Source organism: Gordonia mangrovi, from assembly GCF_024734075.1.
Classification (GTDB): domain Bacteria; phylum Actinomycetota; class Actinomycetes; order Mycobacteriales; family Mycobacteriaceae; genus Gordonia; species Gordonia mangrovi.
The window spans coordinates 1,519,170-1,535,834 of sequence record NZ_CP102850.1 but is presented as its reverse complement, the minus strand read 5'-3'; the positions used below and the strand labels follow the sequence as shown (position 1 = coordinate 1,535,834).

Below are 16,665 nucleotides of genomic sequence, written 5' to 3'. Positions count from 1 at the left end.
CGGTGATGACAGAAGTGTGACGGGATGACCGACGGTGCCCGCCGGCGCTGCGAAACCCATAGCGTTGCACCATGGCCGATATGGTGACCGAGGACGAACGGGAGGGTGGCAGTGGCGGCGACGTCGCCACGACGCGTCCCGTTCGGCTGCGGCGAGACATCGTAAGTGTCTCGCTCGCAGTGGTTCTGGTGGCCATCGCGGCATGGGTCCCGCTGGTGCACGACCGGACGATGCTCGCCCGGATCTTCGCCGAGGCGCCGCCGCTGTTCGCGCACTGGCTGCCTCACACCGGGCCGGGCACCATTCCGGCGATCGTGATCGCCGTGCTGGCGGTGATCGGCATGCCGGCGCTCGCGCAACGACTGTCCTGGGTGGCTCTGTGCGTGGTGACGTGGGCGTGGGCGCTGGCGTGGACGGTCGGTCTCGCGCTTATCGACGGCCCCCAGCGCGGCTACGCGGGCCGGCTGCAACGGCCCGACGAGTATCTGGCAGAGGTTCCGGGCGTGGCGAGCATCCCGGCGATGCTGCGCGAGTTCGCCGATCGCATCGTCGACGGACAGCCCGACTCGTGGACCACCCATGTCTCCGGACACCCGCCCGGTGCGCTGCTGAGCTTCGTGGTGCTCGACCGGATCGGCCTCGATGGCGGCGGATGGGCCGGCACCTGGTGCATCGTGACCGGTACCAGCGCCGCGGCGGCCGTGCTGATCGCCATCCGGTGTCTCGGCGACGAACGCTGGGCCCGACGGTGCGCCCCGTTCCTCGTGCTGTTCCCCGGCTGGGTGTGGGTCGGGGTCTCGGCCGACGGGTACTTCATGGGGGTGGCGGCGTGGGGCGTGGCGCTGCTCGCGGTGGCCGCCACCGCACGTGGCCCGCGACGCGCGGTGTGGGCCACGGCAGCCGGGCTCCTGCTCGGATTCGGGATCTTCCTCAGCTACGGGTTGATCCTCGTGGGGGTCGTCGGGCTGGCCGTGCTGTTCGCCGCCCGCACCGCACGTCCGCTGCCGTGGGCATGTGCCGGGGCGCTGATCGTGGTGGCCGCGTTCTGGCTGGCGGGATTCTGGTGGCTGGACGGCTATCACCTGGTCGTCGAACGCTACTACCAGGGCATCGCGAGCAAGCGTCCCTTCGCCTACTGGGGGTGGGCGAATCTGGCGGCCACGCTGTGCGTGCTCGGGCCGGCGGCCGCGGCCGGTATCGGGCGAGGCTTTCGGTGGCCGCCGCGGCGGATGTGGGACAGCGCGCCCACGCTGCTGATGCTCGGCGGGCTCGCGGCCATCGCGATCGCCGATCTCAGTGCCCTGAGCAAGGCGGAGACGGAACGGATCTGGCTGCCGTTCTCGCTGTGGGTGATGGTCGGTACCGGGTTGCTCCCGGTGCGGCACCAGCGAATCTGGTTGACGCTGCAGGCGACGCTCGCCTTGCTCGTCAACCACCTGTTGTTGACCTATTGGTGAATCGAGGGTGAGGTGATGGTGCGCATACTCGTGGCCGACGACGACCGGGTGGTCGCCGACGTCGTACGGCGGTATCTGCAGCGCGACGGGATGGAGGTGACCGTGGTCGATACCGGGGCCGCCGCACTCGCCCACATCGACGCCGAACCCATCGATCTCGCCATTCTCGACGTGATGATGCCCGAGGGGGACGGCATCGCCGTCTGCGAGACGATCCGTGCCGGTGCCCATGCCGACCTGCCCGTCATCATGCTGACCGCACTCGGTGAGGCCGACGATCGCGTTGCCGGACTCGAATCTGGCGCCGACGACTATGTGGCCAAGCCGTTCAGTCCACGCGAGCTGAGTCTGCGGGTGCAGTCGGTGTTGCGTCGCTCCCGGGCCGATCACACCGGTCCCGCGGCGCGAACCACCGACGGGGAGATCTCGGTGGACCCGGCGTCGTGCGCGGTGTTCGTCGGAACGCGTGAGGTGTCGACCACCAAACGCGAGTTCGATCTGCTCGAGTTCTTCGTCGCCCATCCGGGTGCGGTGTTCACGCGTGAGGAACTGCTCGACCGCGTGTGGGGGTGGAGCTTCGGCGACATCTCGACGGTCACCGTCCACGTCAAGCGGCTGCGGGCCAAACTCGGGTCGGCGGCGCGGATCGAGACGGTGTGGGGTCGCGGGTATCGATGGAATGCGGCCTCGGCGCCGCGAGAGCGGAGCAGCAGATGACCACCGAGACCTTCCGCATCTTCGCGGTGGCGCTGGCGATGACCGCACCGATCGCCGCGGCCGGTGCTGCCGTCATCTATCTCATCCGCGGGATGTCGTTGCGGGCCAACATGGTCGCCATCATCCTGGTGCCGTTGGCGGCGACATTCACCGCGATCTTCGGGGTCAGTGGCTTCATGTTCACCGACGACAGTTCGCGGGTGGTCGCGGTGCTGGCGGCGGTGGCGTTGGTGACCGCGCCGCTCGCGCTGCTGCTGGGGCAACTCCAGGCCAAACGTACGGTCTGGGAACGTCAGATGCGTGAGCAGGAACGCGCCGCCGAGCATTCCCGGCGTGAACTGATCGCCTGGGTCAGCCATGACCTGCGGACCCCGTTGGCCGACATCAAGGCGTTGGCGGAGGCCCTGTCGGATCAGGTGGTCACCTCGCCGGAGGAGATCGCGGAGTTCGCCCGGGAGATCGACACCAACACGATCCGGTTGTCGCAGATGGTCGATGACCTGTTCGAGATGTCGCGGATCAACTCCGGTGCGATGACACTGGAGTTGGAGCCGGTCGACGTGCGCGAGGTGGTCGACGAGGTGACCACCGCACTCGGCGGCGCCGCTCGCCGCGCCGGCATCTCGCTGGGGGTCACCGCACCGGCCGATCCGGTGGTGGCCACGGCGAGTTCGTCGGCGCTGTCGCGGGTGCTGACCAATCTGGTGGTCAACGCCATCGCCCACACCGGGCGGGGCGGGGCGGTCGATCTGGTGGTCGCCGACCTCGGTACGACCGTGTCGATCGCCGTGGACGATGACGGCTCCGGCATCCCCGACGAGGATCTGCCGCGGATCTTCGAGGTCGCCTATCGCGGTACGACCTCGCGCACTCCGGCCAACGCCGAGGGGTTGCCGGTGGGATCGGGTATGGGACTGGCGATCGCACGCGGTCTGATCGACGCGCACGCCGGGGAGATCGTCGCCACCAACACCGAACGTGGGAGCCGATTCGAGGTGTTGCTGCCGCACACACCGGATGCGCGGCGTCCGGGCGGCCGGCCCGCGACCGAGCCGTCAGCACGCCGAGGAACGTAGCGGTGCCGTCGCGAACTCGGCGAGTCCTTGTTCGGGGCCGATACGTGCAGTGAATCCCAGCAATTCGCGGGCCCGCGCCGGATCGGCCACGATGTGGCGGATGTCGCCGGGGCGGACCTCACCGGTGACGACGGGAGACGGACCGCCGACACGCCGTGCCAGCACATCGGCCACCTCTCCGATCGAGATCGGCTGTCCCGAACAGACGTTGACCGCGGCGAAACCTCGTGTGTCGGCGTCGATCGCGACGCAGTTCGCGCGCGCCACATCGTCGACATGGACGAAATCGCGCATCTGGCCGCCATCTTCGAACACCAGCGGCGACTGTCCGGCGGCGAGACGTGAGCGGAAGATCGACGCCACCCCGGCGTAGGGGGTGTCACGCGGCATACCCGGTCCGTAGACGTTGTGATAGCGCAGGGCCACCACCGAACCGCCGGTCGCGACGGACCACGCTCGTGCGTAATGTTCCTGGGCCACCTTGCTCGCCGCGTACAGGCTGGCCGGGCGCAGCGGTGCATCCTCGCCGGTCAGTTCCCACGAGATCAGCCGGCCGTCGCGGGTGCGGTACTCGAAATCCCCGGCGTCGGTGTGGGCCGAATCGCGCGCTGGTGGCTGATCGACGGGTTCACCGTCGACGGTCCGGAGCGACCCGGAGCCGTACACCACCATCGACGAGGCCAGCACCAGGCGGTCGCAGCCGCGCCGGTGCATGGCGGCCAGCACTGCTGCCGTACCGAGGTCGTTGTGCCGTGCGTAGAGCGGGGCATCCGCGGCGGTGACACCCATCCCGACCATCGCGGCCTGATGGCACACCACGTCGACCCCGTCGAGGAGGTCGGCCATGGTGTCGACGGCGGTCACGTCTGCGCGGGTCACGCCGTCCGGGATGGCCGGAGACCGGCCGTGGGCCTCGGGGATCATCGCGTCGACGGCGAGCGTGTCGATGCCCTGGCCGCGCAGCAGCGCGACGATGCGCGAACCGATGAATCCGGCCGCGCCGGTCACCAGAACGCGCGTCACGAGATGTCCGCGAGCACGGCGTCGACGTCGTGATCGGCAGCCGCGCAGGGGCATTCGGCGGCGGCGTCGATGGTGCGGATGGCGTCGAGCAGGAGGCCGGCGAAGGTCGGCAGGTTGCGGGAGAACTCGGCGAACACCTCGGCGGCGGTCACTCCCTCACCTTCGGCGACCCCGGCGTCGAGATCGGTGATCAGACAGGCGTTGGCATAGCAGAGCTGCAGTTCGCGGGCCAGCGCCGCCTCGGGATGGCCGGTCATGCTGATCACCGACCAGCCCTGCGCCGCATACCAGCGGCTTTCCGCGCGGGTGGAGAATCGCGGGCCGTCGATCACCACGAGGGTGCCGCCGTCGACCGCGTCGGATCGCGTCATCGCCCGACGCAATTGTGGGCAATATGGGTCGGCCATCGACACGTGGATGGGCCCATGTGCGTGGCCGATCGGCAGACGATCGAAGAACGTCTGAGCGCGTCCGCCGGTGCGGTCCACGAGCTGATCCGGGATGACCACCGTGCCCGGGCCGTTGCCCGGTTGGAGCCCGCCGACGGCCGATGCGCTGAGGATGCGGCGAACACCCAGCGACCGCATCGCCCACAGGTTCGCCCGGTAAGGGACGGTGTGCGGCAGATACTCGTGGTTCGCGCCGTGGCGGGGGAGGAAGACGATGCGTCGCCCGTCGAGGGTGGCCTCGGTCAGTGGTGCGGACGGGTCGCCGAACGGTGTCGGTATCCGATATTCGACGACGTCGCCGAACGCCGCCTCCTCGGCCAGCCACGAATAGAAGCCCGAACCGCCGATGACCCCGATCGCTGCGTCTCGTTCGACCATGCAGCCATCATCACCGAGGACGCGCGAGGATGGGCGCCGAACGGTCTGACGGTCACACTTTCGTCATCCGGCGATTCGGGGCGCGGTAAGTGTTCGACATTCCGGCGGGACTGTTGCCGTTCGTGGCCGAGGGTGCATCTGGCGGTACGGGAGATCACGGTCGTTCCCGGCGGCACCACCGGCTGGCATTTTACGACGGAGACCTGGTCGGGTTGGTGCGATCCGGGACCTTGACGCATCCCGGCCCGGACTGCGTGCCGACGGTCTACGGGCCCGGCGCGGTCATCGAAGAGCCACGCGGGCAGCAGAATACGCATGTGGGGGAGAACCTGGGCGACGTGCCCGTGGTGCTCGACGTGCTCTATCTGAACCCGCTCGGCAAGCCGTTGTCGGAGGACGCGCCGGCGCCGCCCTGCGCGCAGCAGTAGCCACGGCACGAGAACACTTCTCGGACCGACCGGGAACATCCGCGATATCCGGTGACGTCCTACTCCCGTTCGGCCGATGGGGCCGGACCCCCGTCAGGGTCAACGAGAGGAACACCGATGATCATCGCCATCTACAACCTGGGCGTCGCCATCTGGAATCTGGTCGTCAGCATCATCTGACGTCCCGCGACCGACGTCACCCGGCCCCGGCCCGCACATGCGCCCCACCGAAGCGCCCGTACCAGCACCTTCGCGACCATGGTGTTCGCGTTTCCGTTGGGCAGGGTGTGTCTGTGGGGCGCATGTCTGCGGGATTTGCGGGACCGTCCGCAGCGGCCCACCAGTGAATCTCAAGTGGGTTCCAAGCGCGGTCGGCGACTCTTCTCGGTGAGAACATCGAGAACGAGGAGTGCGCCATGGCCGCTCGTGCATGTACGAGCCCGACACAGCGCTGGGCTCAGCGCCGCTGGACGTCGATGCTCGACACGACCGCCCTGGCGATCCCGCAGATCCTGATGATGGGACTGATCATGTTCGCCGTCGCCCAGAGCCCTGCCCCGGTGACCGAGACAACCCCGCAACCGCCCGCCGTCGTCGTCGCGCGGTGAGTTCGACCGTTCGAACGGCGTGACCGGCCGCAACCGTGGTCACTTCTTGGTGCGTCGGCTCCCGCCGTGCCAGTCCTCCTGCACACCGGCTTCCCCGGTGGTCACCCCGAACGCGGTCAGCTGCGGTCGTTCGCGCAGGCTGCGTTTGAGTTCGGCGAACCCCGGGAAGCGGGCCAGGCCGACGACGTGGTCCCACAACACGAGTGCGTCCTCGTCGCTGGGCAGCCGACTGATCACCGGGCCGAAGAACGCCACCCCCTCCGGCGGTTCGAAGTGGATGATCGGGGTGCCGACGTCGCGGCCGGTCAACCCGAGCGCCTCGTCGGTCTCGGCCTGGATCTCGGCGTCGAAGGATGTGTCGTCGAGCGCGTCGACGTGATGAGTCGGCAGCCCGAGTTCGTCGAGGACCGGTCCCAAGAAGTTCTCGGTGCCGCGGTCGTCGCGTCCGTCGACGAGGTAGGTGCCGGTGTGGGAGTCGAAGATCCGGGTCCCGAACGCCTCGTACAGTCCGCCGAGCGGTGCTGGCCCGTGTTCGCGCCGGATGCTGGCCGCGGCGCGGAGCAGTCGCAGTCCGGCGGTGTGACCGGCCTCGTACTCGGGTGGGAAATGCGCGTCATAGTCGATGTGCGCGTTGATCAGGCGTAGTGAGATGAACCGCCAATCGACGGCGTAGTCGCGTTGCGCCTGCACCGTGCGGACCCATTTGCTGGTCACCCAGGCGAACGGACAGACCGGATCGAAGTAGAAGTTGATGTCGGCGTCGGCCATCGATATCGCTTTCGGTGGTTGTCAGGTCCCCGGCCTCGACCATAGCGCGCACCCGGGGCCGGGCTCGTTGTGCAGTGTCCGAGTGGTTGTGCACAGACCGGCTCATGGTCCGACGAATCCGACTCGACATGACAGATTCGGCCGCATGAGAATTCACCCCACCGCACTCGCAGGCCGGCATCCGACCCACCCGCGCCGATGAGCAGTTGCGTCCTATCCGAGGTCACCGGCCCCGACTACACTGCTGAGCATGTCCGGCCCGGCACACGCCCACTTGCTGTCGCTGGATGAATGGTGGGCACTCGGCGAGGACCAGGAGGTCCGAGTCGAACTGCAAGAGGGTGTTCGAATAGTGTCGCCCCGGCCGCGACCCGCGCATGCCCGCGTGGTGTTGAGTCTTGCCACCCAGCTCAGCGGTCAACTCCCGGCGGGCCTCGAGGTGCTGATCGAGGTCGACGTCGTGATCGATCCGCACACGCCGGCCACCGTGCGCGTGCCCGACCTCATCGTTCGTCGCCGGTCAGCGGTGGAGTTCCCGATCACCGCCGACCAGGTCGTGTTGGCCATCGAGGTGATGTCGCCGGGTTCGCGCCGCACCGACCGGGTGACCAAGAGCAGCGAATACGCCGAGGCGGGCATCCCGCACTACTGGATCGTCGACGAGGACGGTGTGGTCACCGCACTGGATTTGACGTCGGGCGGCTACCTGGCGACAAGCTTCACCGGGGAGGTCGTGACGTCGAATCCCTGGCCGATGCGGATCTCGTTGAAGCGGTGACGACGAGTCGCGGCGAAATCGTCGCGTGGGCGCGCATGGGGGCGGATACTTGCCAGCTGTGGAGACCATCGCAGTCCAGGACCGGCTGTTCCCGACGATGAACTGTTTCGGCTGCGGGCCGGCCAACGAGCGAGGCCTCCGACTGAAGAGCTATGTCGACGATGATGGCGTCGTCGCGACATTCACACCGTGGCCCGAACACGACAACGGCATCGGCTTTCTCAACGGCGGCATCATCGCCACGCTGCTCGATTGTCATTCCGCCGCAGCGGTGATGAACGAGGCGTCGGTGCAGGGATGGCACTCACTCGACGGCGCGCTGCTCCCGTTCGTGACCGCCGGCATCGACGTCCGCTATGTCCGGCCGAGCCCGCTCGACCGGCCGGTCGAGCTCCGCGCGACCATCGTCGAATCCGCCGAGCCCGAGATCATCTGCGACGTCGAACTGTATTTCGGCGAGAAGGTTCGCGCCACCGGTCGGGCGGTGTGGAAGCGGTGGCGTCCCCGATAGGGAGTAGCTCACGTGGTCTCCCGATGAATCACCGGTGCACAGGCCCGACGATTGCCTGACCGGGCGGTGTTTCTCGACCCCGTCGCAGACGGCGGACCCGTCAGTCGTCACGGGTTCCAAACTGCGAGTTATTTCGTAATATGAAACGAATCTGCGGATTGACGGCGCTGGTCGAAAAGCCTGAGTAAATTCCCTGTTTCGTCGGCCGCACCGATGCGTCGTCGACCCCGGGGTCTGTCGGCGGTCTGTTCTCTGAGCTGCAATCAGAGCTCTATGCGAGTCGTCGGCAAGGCACTGTTCCCGCTCCGTGGTGGGGTTGACAGACGTGCATCCCGGGGAGACCATTATCTCGTCAAGTGATTGAGTTTCACAATGTGGCACACATGCTCTCGTCGGGTATGTCCCGAGTCTGCAGGCCGACCTTCCCCGGAGCTGTCATGAAGAATGTGGATATCCCCTCGCCTGCGCGAGATGTCGCGGTGTTGATCAACCGTCGTGCGGTCGGCCACAGCCTGGAGGCGGACTTCTACACGAGTCAGAAGTTCTTCGACCTCGATCTGACCGCGATCTTCGCCGAGCACTGGTTGTTCAGTGCGACCGAGGCAGAGATTCCCGACCCGGGCGACTACGTCACCGTCGGCGTCGGACCGTACTCGGTGATCATCGTGCGGGACGACGACGACGGCGTGCGCGCCTTCCACAATGTGTGTCGACATCGGGGTTCCCGAATCCTGCAGGACGGCTGCGGTTCCGTAGGGAATCTGGTGTGCCCCTACCACCAATGGACCTACCGGGTGGATGGCACGCTCGTCTACGTGGAGTCGCAGCCGCCGCAGTTCGACAGATCGGCCTCGGGTCTACGGTCCGTGCATGTGCGCAGCATCGCCGGGTTGATCTTCATCTGTCTTGCCGAACAGCCGCCGCCCGATTTCGACGAGGTCGCCGCCATCCTCGAACCCTATGTCGCGCCCTTCGACCTGAAACACTCGAAGGTCGCTCATCAGTCCGACCTCATCGAGGACGGCAACTGGAAGCTCGTGATGGAGAACAACCGGGAGTGTCAGCATTGCGACGTCGCGCATCCCGAGCTCCTCACCGCATATTTCCCACTGTTCGGCTACTCCGCCAACGACATCCACCCGCGGATTCGGCCGGTGTTCGACCGGTACCGGGCCGCACAGGAGCAGCTGACCCAGGCGTGCTCGTTGACGGACTTCCCACGCGACGGACGGCGGGAACTGGACACGCGAATCACCGGATTCCAGGTCTCACACATGCCGCTGGACGGCTCGGGCTCGTCATTCGGTCCGAATGGAGACCCGGTGTGCCGCAGACTGATGGGCGTCATCCCCGACGCCCGATTCGGCGACCTGTCGATCCATCTGCAGCCGAACTCGTGGTTTCATCTGCTGAGTGATCACGCGGTGGTGTTCCGGGTCCTCCCGCTGGGGCCCGAGCGCAGCATCGTCCGCACCACCTGGCTGGTCCACAGAGATGCCGAAGAAGGGGTCGACTACGACCTCGACGGCCTCACGTCGGTGTGGAATGCCACGAACTCCCAAGACCGTGAGCTCGTGGCGGGAGCGCAGCAGGGCGTCGCCGATCCCGGCTACCTTCCCGGGCCGTATTCCATGGTCGAGGGCGATGTCGAGGCCTTCGTCAGCTGGTACCTCCAGCGTCTCCGTGCTCACGTCCGATCCTGATGCCGCCACACTGTTTCACCACCGAAAGGTTCCGCGATGACGACGGTGACTCCACGAGCGACACGGACGTTCTCCCATGCCGCCACCGCCACGCTTCCGACGACGGGTCTCGGTGTCGCCGAGCACTGTTGGGGTGACGACGACGAGGTGCTCCTGATCTGTCGGGCGGTGCAGGAGATCACCCACGACGTGAAGTCGTTCTTCTTCGAGGCGCCGGCGGGCCGGACTTTTCACTTCGTTCCGGGTCAGTTCATCGTCCTGCGACTCGTCGTCGACAGCGTCCCCGTCAGCAGGTGCTACACGATCTCCTCACCGCCCACACGCCCGCATCTGCTGGCGATCACGGTCAAGCGGATGGTCGGGGGACCGGTGTCGAATTGGTTGCACGACAGCGTTGTTCCCGGCTCCGGCGTAACCGCGCTGGCGCCGCGGGGAACCTTCACCCTGCCGCGCGTGCCCGCCCCGAAGTATCTGTTCCTGTCGGCCGGCAGCGGGATCACGCCGATGATGTCGATGACGCGCACACTGTTCGACCTGGGGTCGGATGCCGACGTTGTCTTCATCCACAGCGCACGGACCCCTGGCGACATCCCGTTCCGGCGGGAGCTCGATGCGATGGCCGCAGTCATGCCTGGGCTGCGCGTCGTGCACGTTTGTGAGAACGATTACCCCGCCGAGCGCTGGGCCGGTCTGCGGGGTCGGCTCACCGCGCCGATGGTGGAGACCGTGGCGGCCGACTTCGCCGAGCGAGTCGCCTTCACCTGTGGCCCTTCGGCATACATGGCAGCGGTACGGCGCATCCTCGGCGATCTGGGATACGACATGCGGCGGTACCACGAGGAGAGTTTCTCCTTCGACACCCTGCCGATCACCGATCGCACGGTGGTCGAGTCGCAAACCCCGGACGATGCCGTGACCGACGACTCGCCGGTGGCGACCCACACCGTCGCTTTGGCCGCCAGCGGTCACACGATCCGCTGCGGGGAGGACGAGACCATCCTCGCCGCCGCCCTGGCCGCGGGTCTGCGGGTGCCGGCGTCCTGCGGGCAGGGCATGTGCGGAACCTGCAAGACCACACTCCTGCGCGGTCAGGTGGACATGACGCACAACGGCGGTATCCGCCCCAAAGAGATCGCCCGCAACAAGATCCTGGTCTGCTGCGCCAAGCCGCTGGGTGATCTGAGGCTCGACCTCTGACACCCGTCACTCGGCCCACCGAACCTGCCGTACGCCATCAGTCCAGCGACACCGACACCCACACCGAAGGAGCAACATGATCAAGAAGGCACTTCTGCTCGCCGCTGACAGCAAGCGACTCGAGCGGATCATCGGTCGCAGCAGGTTGACCAAGCCACTGGTGTCACGCTACGTCGCCGGCACCACGCTCGACGAGGCGGTCGCCGCCACCCGGGAACTCAACGCCAAGGGCATCGACGTCAGTCTCGATCTGCTGGGCGAAACGGTGAGCGACCTGCGGGAGTCGGCGGACGCGACAGCGGCCTATGTCGACACCATGCACGCTCTTGCCACCGGCTCCCCGGACTCGACAGTGTCGGTCAAGCTGTCTCAACTCGGCATCGGGCTCGACCCGGTGGTCTGTGTGGGTCATCTGAAGCAACTGCTCGACGTCGGTGCGGAGTCGGGGATCTCGGTGGAGGTCGACATGGAACACAGTTCCGTCGGGCCACAGACGCTGGAGGCGTTCCGTTCCCAGCTGCCCAGTCATCCGAACACCCGCGTCGCGATCCAGGCCGCCATGCGCCGAACCCCCGAGGACCTCTGTTCGTTCAGCGACGTCAAACCGCGCATCCGGTTGGTCAAGGGTGCCTTCCTGGAGACGATCGACAAAGCCATCGTCGACCCGGCCGAGGTGACGGCCCAATATCAGCACCTCGCCGGCTGGGCCCTGCAGAACCTGCCCGACCCGGCGTTCGGAACACATGACGACTCCTGCGTCGAGCTGGTCAAGGCAACCGCCGCACGCCTCGGGATCAGCAAGCGGGACTTCGAGTTCCAGATGCTCTATGGAGTGCGCCGGGAACTGCAGGAGCAGCTGGCGGCGGACGGATACCGGGTGCGGGTCTATGTTCCGTTCGGCAGCCGGTGGTACCCCTACCTGATGCGGCGTATGGCCGAGCGTCCCGCGAATCTGATGTTGTTCCTCCGGTCGGTCGTCGGCGACTGAACGCGGCGCGAGGGGTCGATCGCGCCCGCGACATGGGCCGACGCCACGCCCTCGGTATGGTCCTTGCATGCCGCCCATAGGACGCCAGGGGTCCGATTCGTCAGTCCAGTCGGTCGACCGGGCGATCACGGTGCTCCAGGTCCTGGCTCGGCGCGGGCCGAGCACCGTCACCGAACTGTCCGGTGAGGTGGGCTTGCACAAGTCGACGACTTTTCGGCTGCTGTCCACCTTGGAGGCCCGCGGCATCGTCGAGCAGGAGGAAAGCCGCGGTCGCTATCACCTCGGGTATGGGATCGTTCAGCTGGCGGCGGGTGCGACGCGTCGCTACGACCTGTCGGTCATCAGCCGCGGAGTGTGTCAGACCCTGGCCGCCGAAGTGGGTGAGACGGTGAACATCGTCATCCGCGACGACGACGCGGTGATCAGCATCGACCAGGTGATCGGATCGTCGACGATCACCACCGTCAACTGGGTGGGCCAGCGGTCGCCGATCCACGCCACCTCTGCCGGGCGGGTGTTTTTGGCGTCCATGACCACCGACGAGCGCGACGAGGTGCTGGCCGGGCCGCTGGAGCGGTTCACCGACTACACCCTCACCGACCGGGCCGAACTGGACGCACAGCTCACGTTGACCAGCGACCGCGGTTGGGCGTTCACCCGCGACGAACACGAGCTCGGACTCAGTGCGGTTGCCGCACCCATTCGGACTCTCGACGGTTCCGTGGTGGCAGCGGTCTCGGTGTCCGGACCGACGTTCCGGATCACCGACCCCCACGAGATCGCCGGACTGGTGAAGTCTGCCGCGGCGACCATCTCCGAACGCAACGGATACCCGAAACCGATGTGATCACTGGTTGAGCATGCGCCGCACGCTGACGGAGAAGTCGCGTAGATGCGCGCGCGCCGCCTCGCGGGCGGCGTCGGCATCCCCCTGTGCAATCGCTGCGACCACCTCGGCTTGATCGCAGTTGTCGGTCGCCGTCCCGACCATGCGTTGCAGACCGAAATTCCAGATGCGCATCGACAGGTTGGCGTATTGGTTGAGGGTGTCGGCGAGGAACGGATTGTGGGCGGCCGCATAGATCATCCGATGGATGGTCGTGTCGATCTCGAGGTAACCCGACGAACGATGATGGGCGTCGGGGTGGGTTCGCACGATCTGGACCAGGGCGTCGCGTTCCTCCTGCGTGGCGCGGATCGACGCCTGCGCCGCCGCGAGGCCCTCGAGTTCCACCCGGACCTCCGTCAACCATGCCTCGTCGCCCACGGAGATGTCGGTCGCGAATGTCCCTCGTCGGGGGAAGGTCACAACGAGACGTTCGAGTGCGAGACGTTTGATGGCGTCGCGTACGGGGGTGAGTCCGGTGCCCAGGCGCTCGGCGAGCTCCTTCTCGTTGAGCGGGGACCCGGGTTCGATCGTCAACGAGATCAGGTCGTCGCGCAATTGCTCGTAGGCGACGTCGACGAGCCGTCGGGACCGTGTCGGCGACTCCGAGCTCTGCAACGGTTGACTCATGCGGCGAGCATACCTACCATCTGACTGACATCGCGCTGACATTTCAGTAAACGTTCAGGCTGTGGGTGGGTCGGATCCGTTGGCGCGACTCGACCGTCGTGAGGTGAGGAGCCCCCATCATGACCATCGCCAACGCCCGCATCGCGGGCAACCCGCGTGTACCCGAGCCCGTCAACGAGCAGGCTCGCGACTATGCGCCCGGATCTCCCGAGGCGCGCAACGTGCTCGCCGAGATCGACGCCGTCACGGCGGCGGATGTGCGCGACCTGCCCAACGTCATCAACGGAGTGCGCCGGCCCATCGGTGAGTCGGCCCCGGTCGTGGCGCCGCACGAGCATGGGCTCGAACTCGGACGCATACCGGTGGCCACTGCCGAGGACGTCAATGCTGCGATCGATGCGGCTCTTGCCGCGCGCCACGACTGGTCCCGGATGGACTGGCTGGACCGGGTGGCGATCTTCCTGCGCGCCGCCGAGCTGGTGAACGGCAAGTACCGCGACGAACTGATGGCGACCACGATGCTGGGTCAGTCCAAGACCTTCCATCAGGCCGAGATCGACGTCAACGAGCTGGTCGACTTCTTCCGCTACAACGTGAAACTCGCCGAGCAGATCTACACCGCACAGCCGTTCTCGGTCACCGGCGTGCAGAACGTGATGGACCATCGCCCGCTCGAGGGCTTCGTCCTCGCGCTCACTCCGTTCAACTTCACCGCCATCGCGGGCAACCTGCCCTCGACCCCGGCGTTGATGGGCAACGTCGTCGTGTGGAAGCCGTCGGAGAAGTCGGCGCTCTCCAGCGACGTCGTGATGCGGATCTTCGTGGAGGCGGGCGTGCCCGCGGGCGTGATCAACCTCGTGCACGGTGACGGCAAGCTGGTCACCGAGGTCGCCCAGGCCAGCGAACACCTCGCAGGCATCAGCTTCACCGGTTCCACCGCGGTGTTCCGCTCCATCTGGCGCGGCATCGCGAACAACCTGGAGACCTTCCGCAGCTACCCGCGCCTGGTGGGGGAGACCGGCGGCAAGAACGCCGTCATCGCCCACCCGAGCGCAGACCCGCAGGCGCTGCTGGTGGCGCTTATCCGCGGCGCCTTCGAGTACCAGGGCCAGAAGTGTTCGGCCGCCTCGCGCGCCTATCTTCCGCGCAGCCTGTGGCAGGACCTCCGTGAGCAGCTGATCGAGACGACCGCCGGACTGGTCGTCGGCGACGTCACCCGGCACGAGACCTTCGTCGGTGCGGTCATCGACCTCGCGGCGGCCGACCGTCTGGCGGCGGTGTTCGACCACGTCAAGCAGTCCGGCGATCATGAGATCCTCGTCGGCGGCAGCGTGTCGACCGAGAAGGGTTGGTTCGTCGAGCCGACCATCGTCGAGACCACCGACCCGCGGTCATTCGTCATGAGCGAGGAGTTTTTCGGGCCGTTGCTCAGCGTGTACGTCTACGAAGACGACGACTGGGAACACACGCTGGGCCTGCTGGACTCGACCAGTCAGTACGCGTTGACCTGCTCGATCTTCGGCTCGGACCGGATCGCGATCAACACCGCGCTCGACGTGCTGCGCGACAACGCGGGCATGATCTACGTCAACGACAAGCCGACCGGTGCCACCATGGGCCAGCAGTCGTTCGGTGGTGGTCGCGGGTCGGGCACCAATGACAAGACCGGTTCGGTTCTCGCGCTGCAGCGTTGGGTCAGCGGCCGCTTCATCAAGGAGAACATGACGCCCGACCTCGACTGGACTTACCCATACATGGGGTGAGTTCGCCGGGCGGATGAACCCGCCACACCCGAACGGGCTTGCGGGGGTCAGCTCGCGAGGGGCACGAGAGAGCCGATGTCGGGAGAGAGGACCAGTCGGCGCGCGGCGACCCGAGCCCACGCGCTGCGGAAGTAGCGGGCCCGCTGCGGATGCGCGCGGGCGTTGACAGAGTCGGAACCGTGCCGAGACAGCATGTTCTGCATGCGATCCTCCAATGTCAGAGGCTGCCCCTGAGGTCCCGAGGTCTGGTCCGCGACTGTCAGCGCATCGGTCAGGGCATCTTCGACGAACTCGAACTCGTCGAGTTGGTCGCCGAGGCCCTGCAAGTCGGCGACAAACCGTGCGCCGGAGTGGTGTGCCACCAATCCGCAGATCTCCGGCGACCATCCCAGCGACGCGAGATGACGAGCGCCATCGATCGGATGGAATCCGGTGGACGCCAGTCGGGGGGCGTAACCGACGTCGTGCAACCATGCCGCGGCGAGTAGCGTGTGCCGGGCTCTGACTGGCACCGTGTCGGTCAAAGCCGCTGCTCTCGATACCACGCCTTCGGTATGGCGCACTCGTGATGGCAACGGAGCCAATAAAGTTCGCGACAGAGTCGCCGCGGAAAGCACCAGTGGGTGCGTGCCTGCCTCTGTGTTCATGATCAACTCCCCGACTATCGATGCCTATCTTACTCACGGGTAAGTCTCAACGCGAGTTGTGTGCAGAACGTCACCACCCGGGATGGCGGGCAGCTCGGGGTCCTGCTGGTGTATGGCCCGTTGTCCGCGGTTCACCACGTGCGATCCGGCTCCGCGGGGTATCAATGGCTGCACGGGGCCGGCACTATGACGAAGGAAGCGACAATGAGCGAGACCGACGACTGGAACACGCAGATCATCAACGAGTTTCGGGCCAACGACGGCAAGGTGGGTGGCCCATTCGAGGGCGCGCCGATGGTTCTGCTCCATCACACCGGCCGGAAGAGCGGCAAGCAGAACGTCACACCGCTGATGTACCTGTCCGATGAGGACGACGCGGCGGTGATGTACATCTTCGCGTCCAAGGCCGGCGCGCCCTCCCATCCCGCGTGGTATCACAACCTGACGGCGTCCGGGGTTGCGCAGGTCGAGGTGGGTACGGAGACGTTCGATGTCGACGTCCGCGAGGTCTCCGGGGATGATCGGGACCGCATCTTTGCCGAACAGGCCACGCGGTATCCCGGCTTCGCGGAGTACGAGTCGAAGACCGCGGGTATCCGCACGATCCCGGTGCTGGCCTTGCGGCGGTCCTGAGACCGCGCGGGTCGATGCGCCGAAA

The 16,665-nt window shown here is 66.7% G+C and carries 17 protein-coding genes and 1 pseudogene; 13 read left to right on the top strand and 5 right to left on the bottom strand.

Features of this window, described 5'->3' with window-relative positions:
* The first annotated feature begins 71 nt into the window (after positions 1–71).
* Genes NWF22_RS07055 through NWF22_RS07045 form a run of 3 tightly spaced genes read left to right on the top strand, consistent with a single transcriptional unit; the run spans position 72 to position 3,250 of the window.
* The gene (locus NWF22_RS07055; protein ID WP_233750839.1) at positions 72–1,457 is read left to right on the top strand and encodes a hypothetical protein; all 1,386 of its coding nucleotides are present in this window, start codon (positions 72–74) and stop codon (positions 1,455–1,457) included.
* Positions 1,458–1,472: 15 nt separating this feature from the next.
* Positions 1,473–2,174: a response regulator transcription factor gene (locus NWF22_RS07050; protein WP_160899979.1), complete on the top strand. Its 702-nt coding sequence runs from the start codon at positions 1,473–1,475 to the stop codon at positions 2,172–2,174.
* Entirely contained in the window at positions 2,171–3,250 is a 1,080-nt protein-coding gene (locus tag NWF22_RS07045; protein ID WP_160899980.1) for a sensor histidine kinase, read from the top strand. The genes NWF22_RS07050 and NWF22_RS07045 overlap by 4 nt, the downstream gene beginning before the upstream one ends.
* On the opposite strand, the gene NWF22_RS07040 is transcribed toward NWF22_RS07045, so the two are convergent.
* Positions 3,230–4,273: an NAD-dependent epimerase/dehydratase family protein gene (locus NWF22_RS07040; protein WP_373691984.1), complete on the bottom strand. Its 1,044-nt coding sequence runs from the start codon at positions 4,271–4,273 to the stop codon at positions 3,230–3,232. The genes NWF22_RS07045 and NWF22_RS07040 overlap by 21 nt on opposite strands.
* The gene (locus tag NWF22_RS07035; RefSeq protein ID WP_160899982.1) at positions 4,270–5,100 is read right to left on the bottom strand and encodes an S-methyl-5'-thioadenosine phosphorylase; all 831 of its coding nucleotides are present in this window, start codon (positions 5,098–5,100) and stop codon (positions 4,270–4,272) included. Before NWF22_RS07035 ends, NWF22_RS07040 begins: the two co-directional genes overlap by 4 nt.
* Positions 5,101–5,195: 95 nt before the next feature.
* On the opposite strand from NWF22_RS07035, the pseudogene NWF22_RS07030 reads away from it, so the two are divergent.
* Both NWF22_RS07030 and NWF22_RS07025 read left to right on the top strand, forming a co-directional pair.
* Positions 5,196–5,528: pseudogene (locus NWF22_RS07030) on the top strand (cupin domain-containing protein); the annotation flags it as partial.
* Positions 5,529–5,944: 416 nt separating this feature from the next.
* Positions 5,945–6,136 carry a hypothetical protein gene (locus tag NWF22_RS07025; protein ID WP_160899983.1) on the top strand — a complete coding sequence of 64 codons (192 nt, stop codon included), beginning with the start codon at positions 5,945–5,947 and terminating at the stop codon, positions 6,134–6,136.
* A gap of 39 nt (positions 6,137–6,175) precedes the next feature.
* Here NWF22_RS07025 and NWF22_RS07020 read toward each other — a convergent pair whose 3' ends face one another.
* Complete coding sequence (locus NWF22_RS07020; protein WP_160899984.1) at positions 6,176–6,904, bottom strand: mycothiol-dependent nitroreductase Rv2466c family protein; 729 nt, start codon at positions 6,902–6,904, stop codon at positions 6,176–6,178.
* Positions 6,905–7,154: 250 nt separating this feature from the next.
* On the opposite strand from NWF22_RS07020, the gene NWF22_RS07015 reads away from it, so the two are divergent.
* The 6 genes from NWF22_RS07015 (at position 7,155) to NWF22_RS06990 (ending at position 12,928) form a co-directional block, all read left to right on the top strand.
* The gene (locus NWF22_RS07015; RefSeq protein WP_160899985.1) at positions 7,155–7,682 is read left to right on the top strand and encodes a Uma2 family endonuclease; all 528 of its coding nucleotides are present in this window, start codon (positions 7,155–7,157) and stop codon (positions 7,680–7,682) included.
* A gap of 58 nt (positions 7,683–7,740) precedes the next feature.
* Positions 7,741–8,193 carry a PaaI family thioesterase gene (locus NWF22_RS07010; protein ID WP_160899986.1) on the top strand — a complete coding sequence of 151 codons (453 nt, stop codon included), beginning with the start codon at positions 7,741–7,743 and terminating at the stop codon, positions 8,191–8,193.
* 437 nt (positions 8,194–8,630) lie between these two features.
* The gene (locus NWF22_RS07005; protein WP_160899987.1) at positions 8,631–9,896 is read left to right on the top strand and encodes an aromatic ring-hydroxylating oxygenase subunit alpha; all 1,266 of its coding nucleotides are present in this window, start codon (positions 8,631–8,633) and stop codon (positions 9,894–9,896) included.
* 36 nt (positions 9,897–9,932) lie between these two features.
* Positions 9,933–11,093 (top strand): FAD-binding oxidoreductase, encoded by a 1,161-nt coding sequence (locus NWF22_RS07000; RefSeq protein ID WP_160899988.1) that lies wholly within the window; start codon positions 9,933–9,935, stop codon positions 11,091–11,093.
* Positions 11,094–11,169: 76 nt separating this feature from the next.
* Complete coding sequence (locus tag NWF22_RS06995; protein WP_160899989.1) at positions 11,170–12,081, top strand: proline dehydrogenase family protein; 912 nt, start codon at positions 11,170–11,172, stop codon at positions 12,079–12,081.
* A gap of 67 nt (positions 12,082–12,148) precedes the next feature.
* Entirely contained in the window at positions 12,149–12,928 is a 780-nt protein-coding gene (locus NWF22_RS06990) for an IclR family transcriptional regulator (RefSeq protein WP_160899990.1), read from the top strand.
* Here NWF22_RS06990 and NWF22_RS06985 read toward each other — a convergent pair whose 3' ends face one another.
* Complete coding sequence (locus NWF22_RS06985; protein ID WP_160899991.1) at positions 12,929–13,597, bottom strand: GntR family transcriptional regulator; 669 nt, start codon at positions 13,595–13,597, stop codon at positions 12,929–12,931.
* Positions 13,598–13,716: 119 nt separating this feature from the next.
* Here NWF22_RS06985 and pruA point away from each other — a divergent pair, with 119 nt between their 5' ends.
* Positions 13,717–15,360: an L-glutamate gamma-semialdehyde dehydrogenase gene (pruA, locus tag NWF22_RS06980; RefSeq protein ID WP_160899992.1), complete on the top strand. Its 1,644-nt coding sequence runs from the start codon at positions 13,717–13,719 to the stop codon at positions 15,358–15,360.
* 47 nt (positions 15,361–15,407) lie between these two features.
* On the opposite strand, the gene NWF22_RS06975 is transcribed toward pruA, so the two are convergent.
* A complete protein-coding gene (locus NWF22_RS06975; protein WP_258321350.1) occupies positions 15,408–15,872 on the bottom strand; it encodes an HD domain-containing protein in 465 nt (154 codons plus the stop codon).
* Positions 15,873–16,211: 339 nt separating this feature from the next.
* Here NWF22_RS06975 and NWF22_RS06970 point away from each other — a divergent pair, with 339 nt between their 5' ends.
* Positions 16,212–16,640: a nitroreductase family deazaflavin-dependent oxidoreductase gene (locus NWF22_RS06970; RefSeq protein ID WP_160899994.1), complete on the top strand. Its 429-nt coding sequence runs from the start codon at positions 16,212–16,214 to the stop codon at positions 16,638–16,640.
* The last annotated feature ends 25 nt before the right edge of the window (positions 16,641–16,665 follow it).

Excerpts from the sequence above, each read along its gene's own strand:
- pruA (WP_160899992.1), top strand. The coding sequence starts at position 13,717 with ATGACCATCGCCAACGCCCGCATCGCGGGCAACCCGCGTGTACCCGAG.
- NWF22_RS07035 (WP_160899982.1), bottom strand. The coding sequence starts at position 5,100 with ATGGTCGAACGAGACGCAGCGATCGGGGTCATCGGCGGTTCGGGCTTC.
- NWF22_RS07055 (WP_233750839.1), top strand. The coding sequence starts at position 72 with ATGGCCGATATGGTGACCGAGGACGAACGGGAGGGTGGCAGTGGCGGC.
- NWF22_RS06990 (WP_160899990.1), top strand. The coding sequence starts at position 12,149 with ATGCCGCCCATAGGACGCCAGGGGTCCGATTCGTCAGTCCAGTCGGTC.
- NWF22_RS07020 (WP_160899984.1), bottom strand. The coding sequence starts at position 6,904 with ATGGCCGACGCCGACATCAACTTCTACTTCGATCCGGTCTGTCCGTTC.
- NWF22_RS07015 (WP_160899985.1), top strand. The coding sequence starts at position 7,155 with ATGTCCGGCCCGGCACACGCCCACTTGCTGTCGCTGGATGAATGGTGG.
- NWF22_RS07005 (WP_160899987.1), top strand. The coding sequence starts at position 8,631 with ATGAAGAATGTGGATATCCCCTCGCCTGCGCGAGATGTCGCGGTGTTG.
- NWF22_RS07050 (WP_160899979.1), top strand. The coding sequence starts at position 1,473 with ATGGTGCGCATACTCGTGGCCGACGACGACCGGGTGGTCGCCGACGTC.
- NWF22_RS06985 (WP_160899991.1), bottom strand. The coding sequence starts at position 13,597 with ATGAGTCAACCGTTGCAGAGCTCGGAGTCGCCGACACGGTCCCGACGG.
- NWF22_RS06970 (WP_160899994.1), top strand. The coding sequence starts at position 16,212 with ATGAGCGAGACCGACGACTGGAACACGCAGATCATCAACGAGTTTCGG.
- NWF22_RS06995 (WP_160899989.1), top strand. The coding sequence starts at position 11,170 with ATGATCAAGAAGGCACTTCTGCTCGCCGCTGACAGCAAGCGACTCGAG.
- NWF22_RS07000 (WP_160899988.1), top strand. The coding sequence starts at position 9,933 with ATGACGACGGTGACTCCACGAGCGACACGGACGTTCTCCCATGCCGCC.
- NWF22_RS07025 (WP_160899983.1), top strand. The coding sequence starts at position 5,945 with ATGGCCGCTCGTGCATGTACGAGCCCGACACAGCGCTGGGCTCAGCGC.
- NWF22_RS07045 (WP_160899980.1), top strand. The coding sequence starts at position 2,171 with ATGACCACCGAGACCTTCCGCATCTTCGCGGTGGCGCTGGCGATGACC.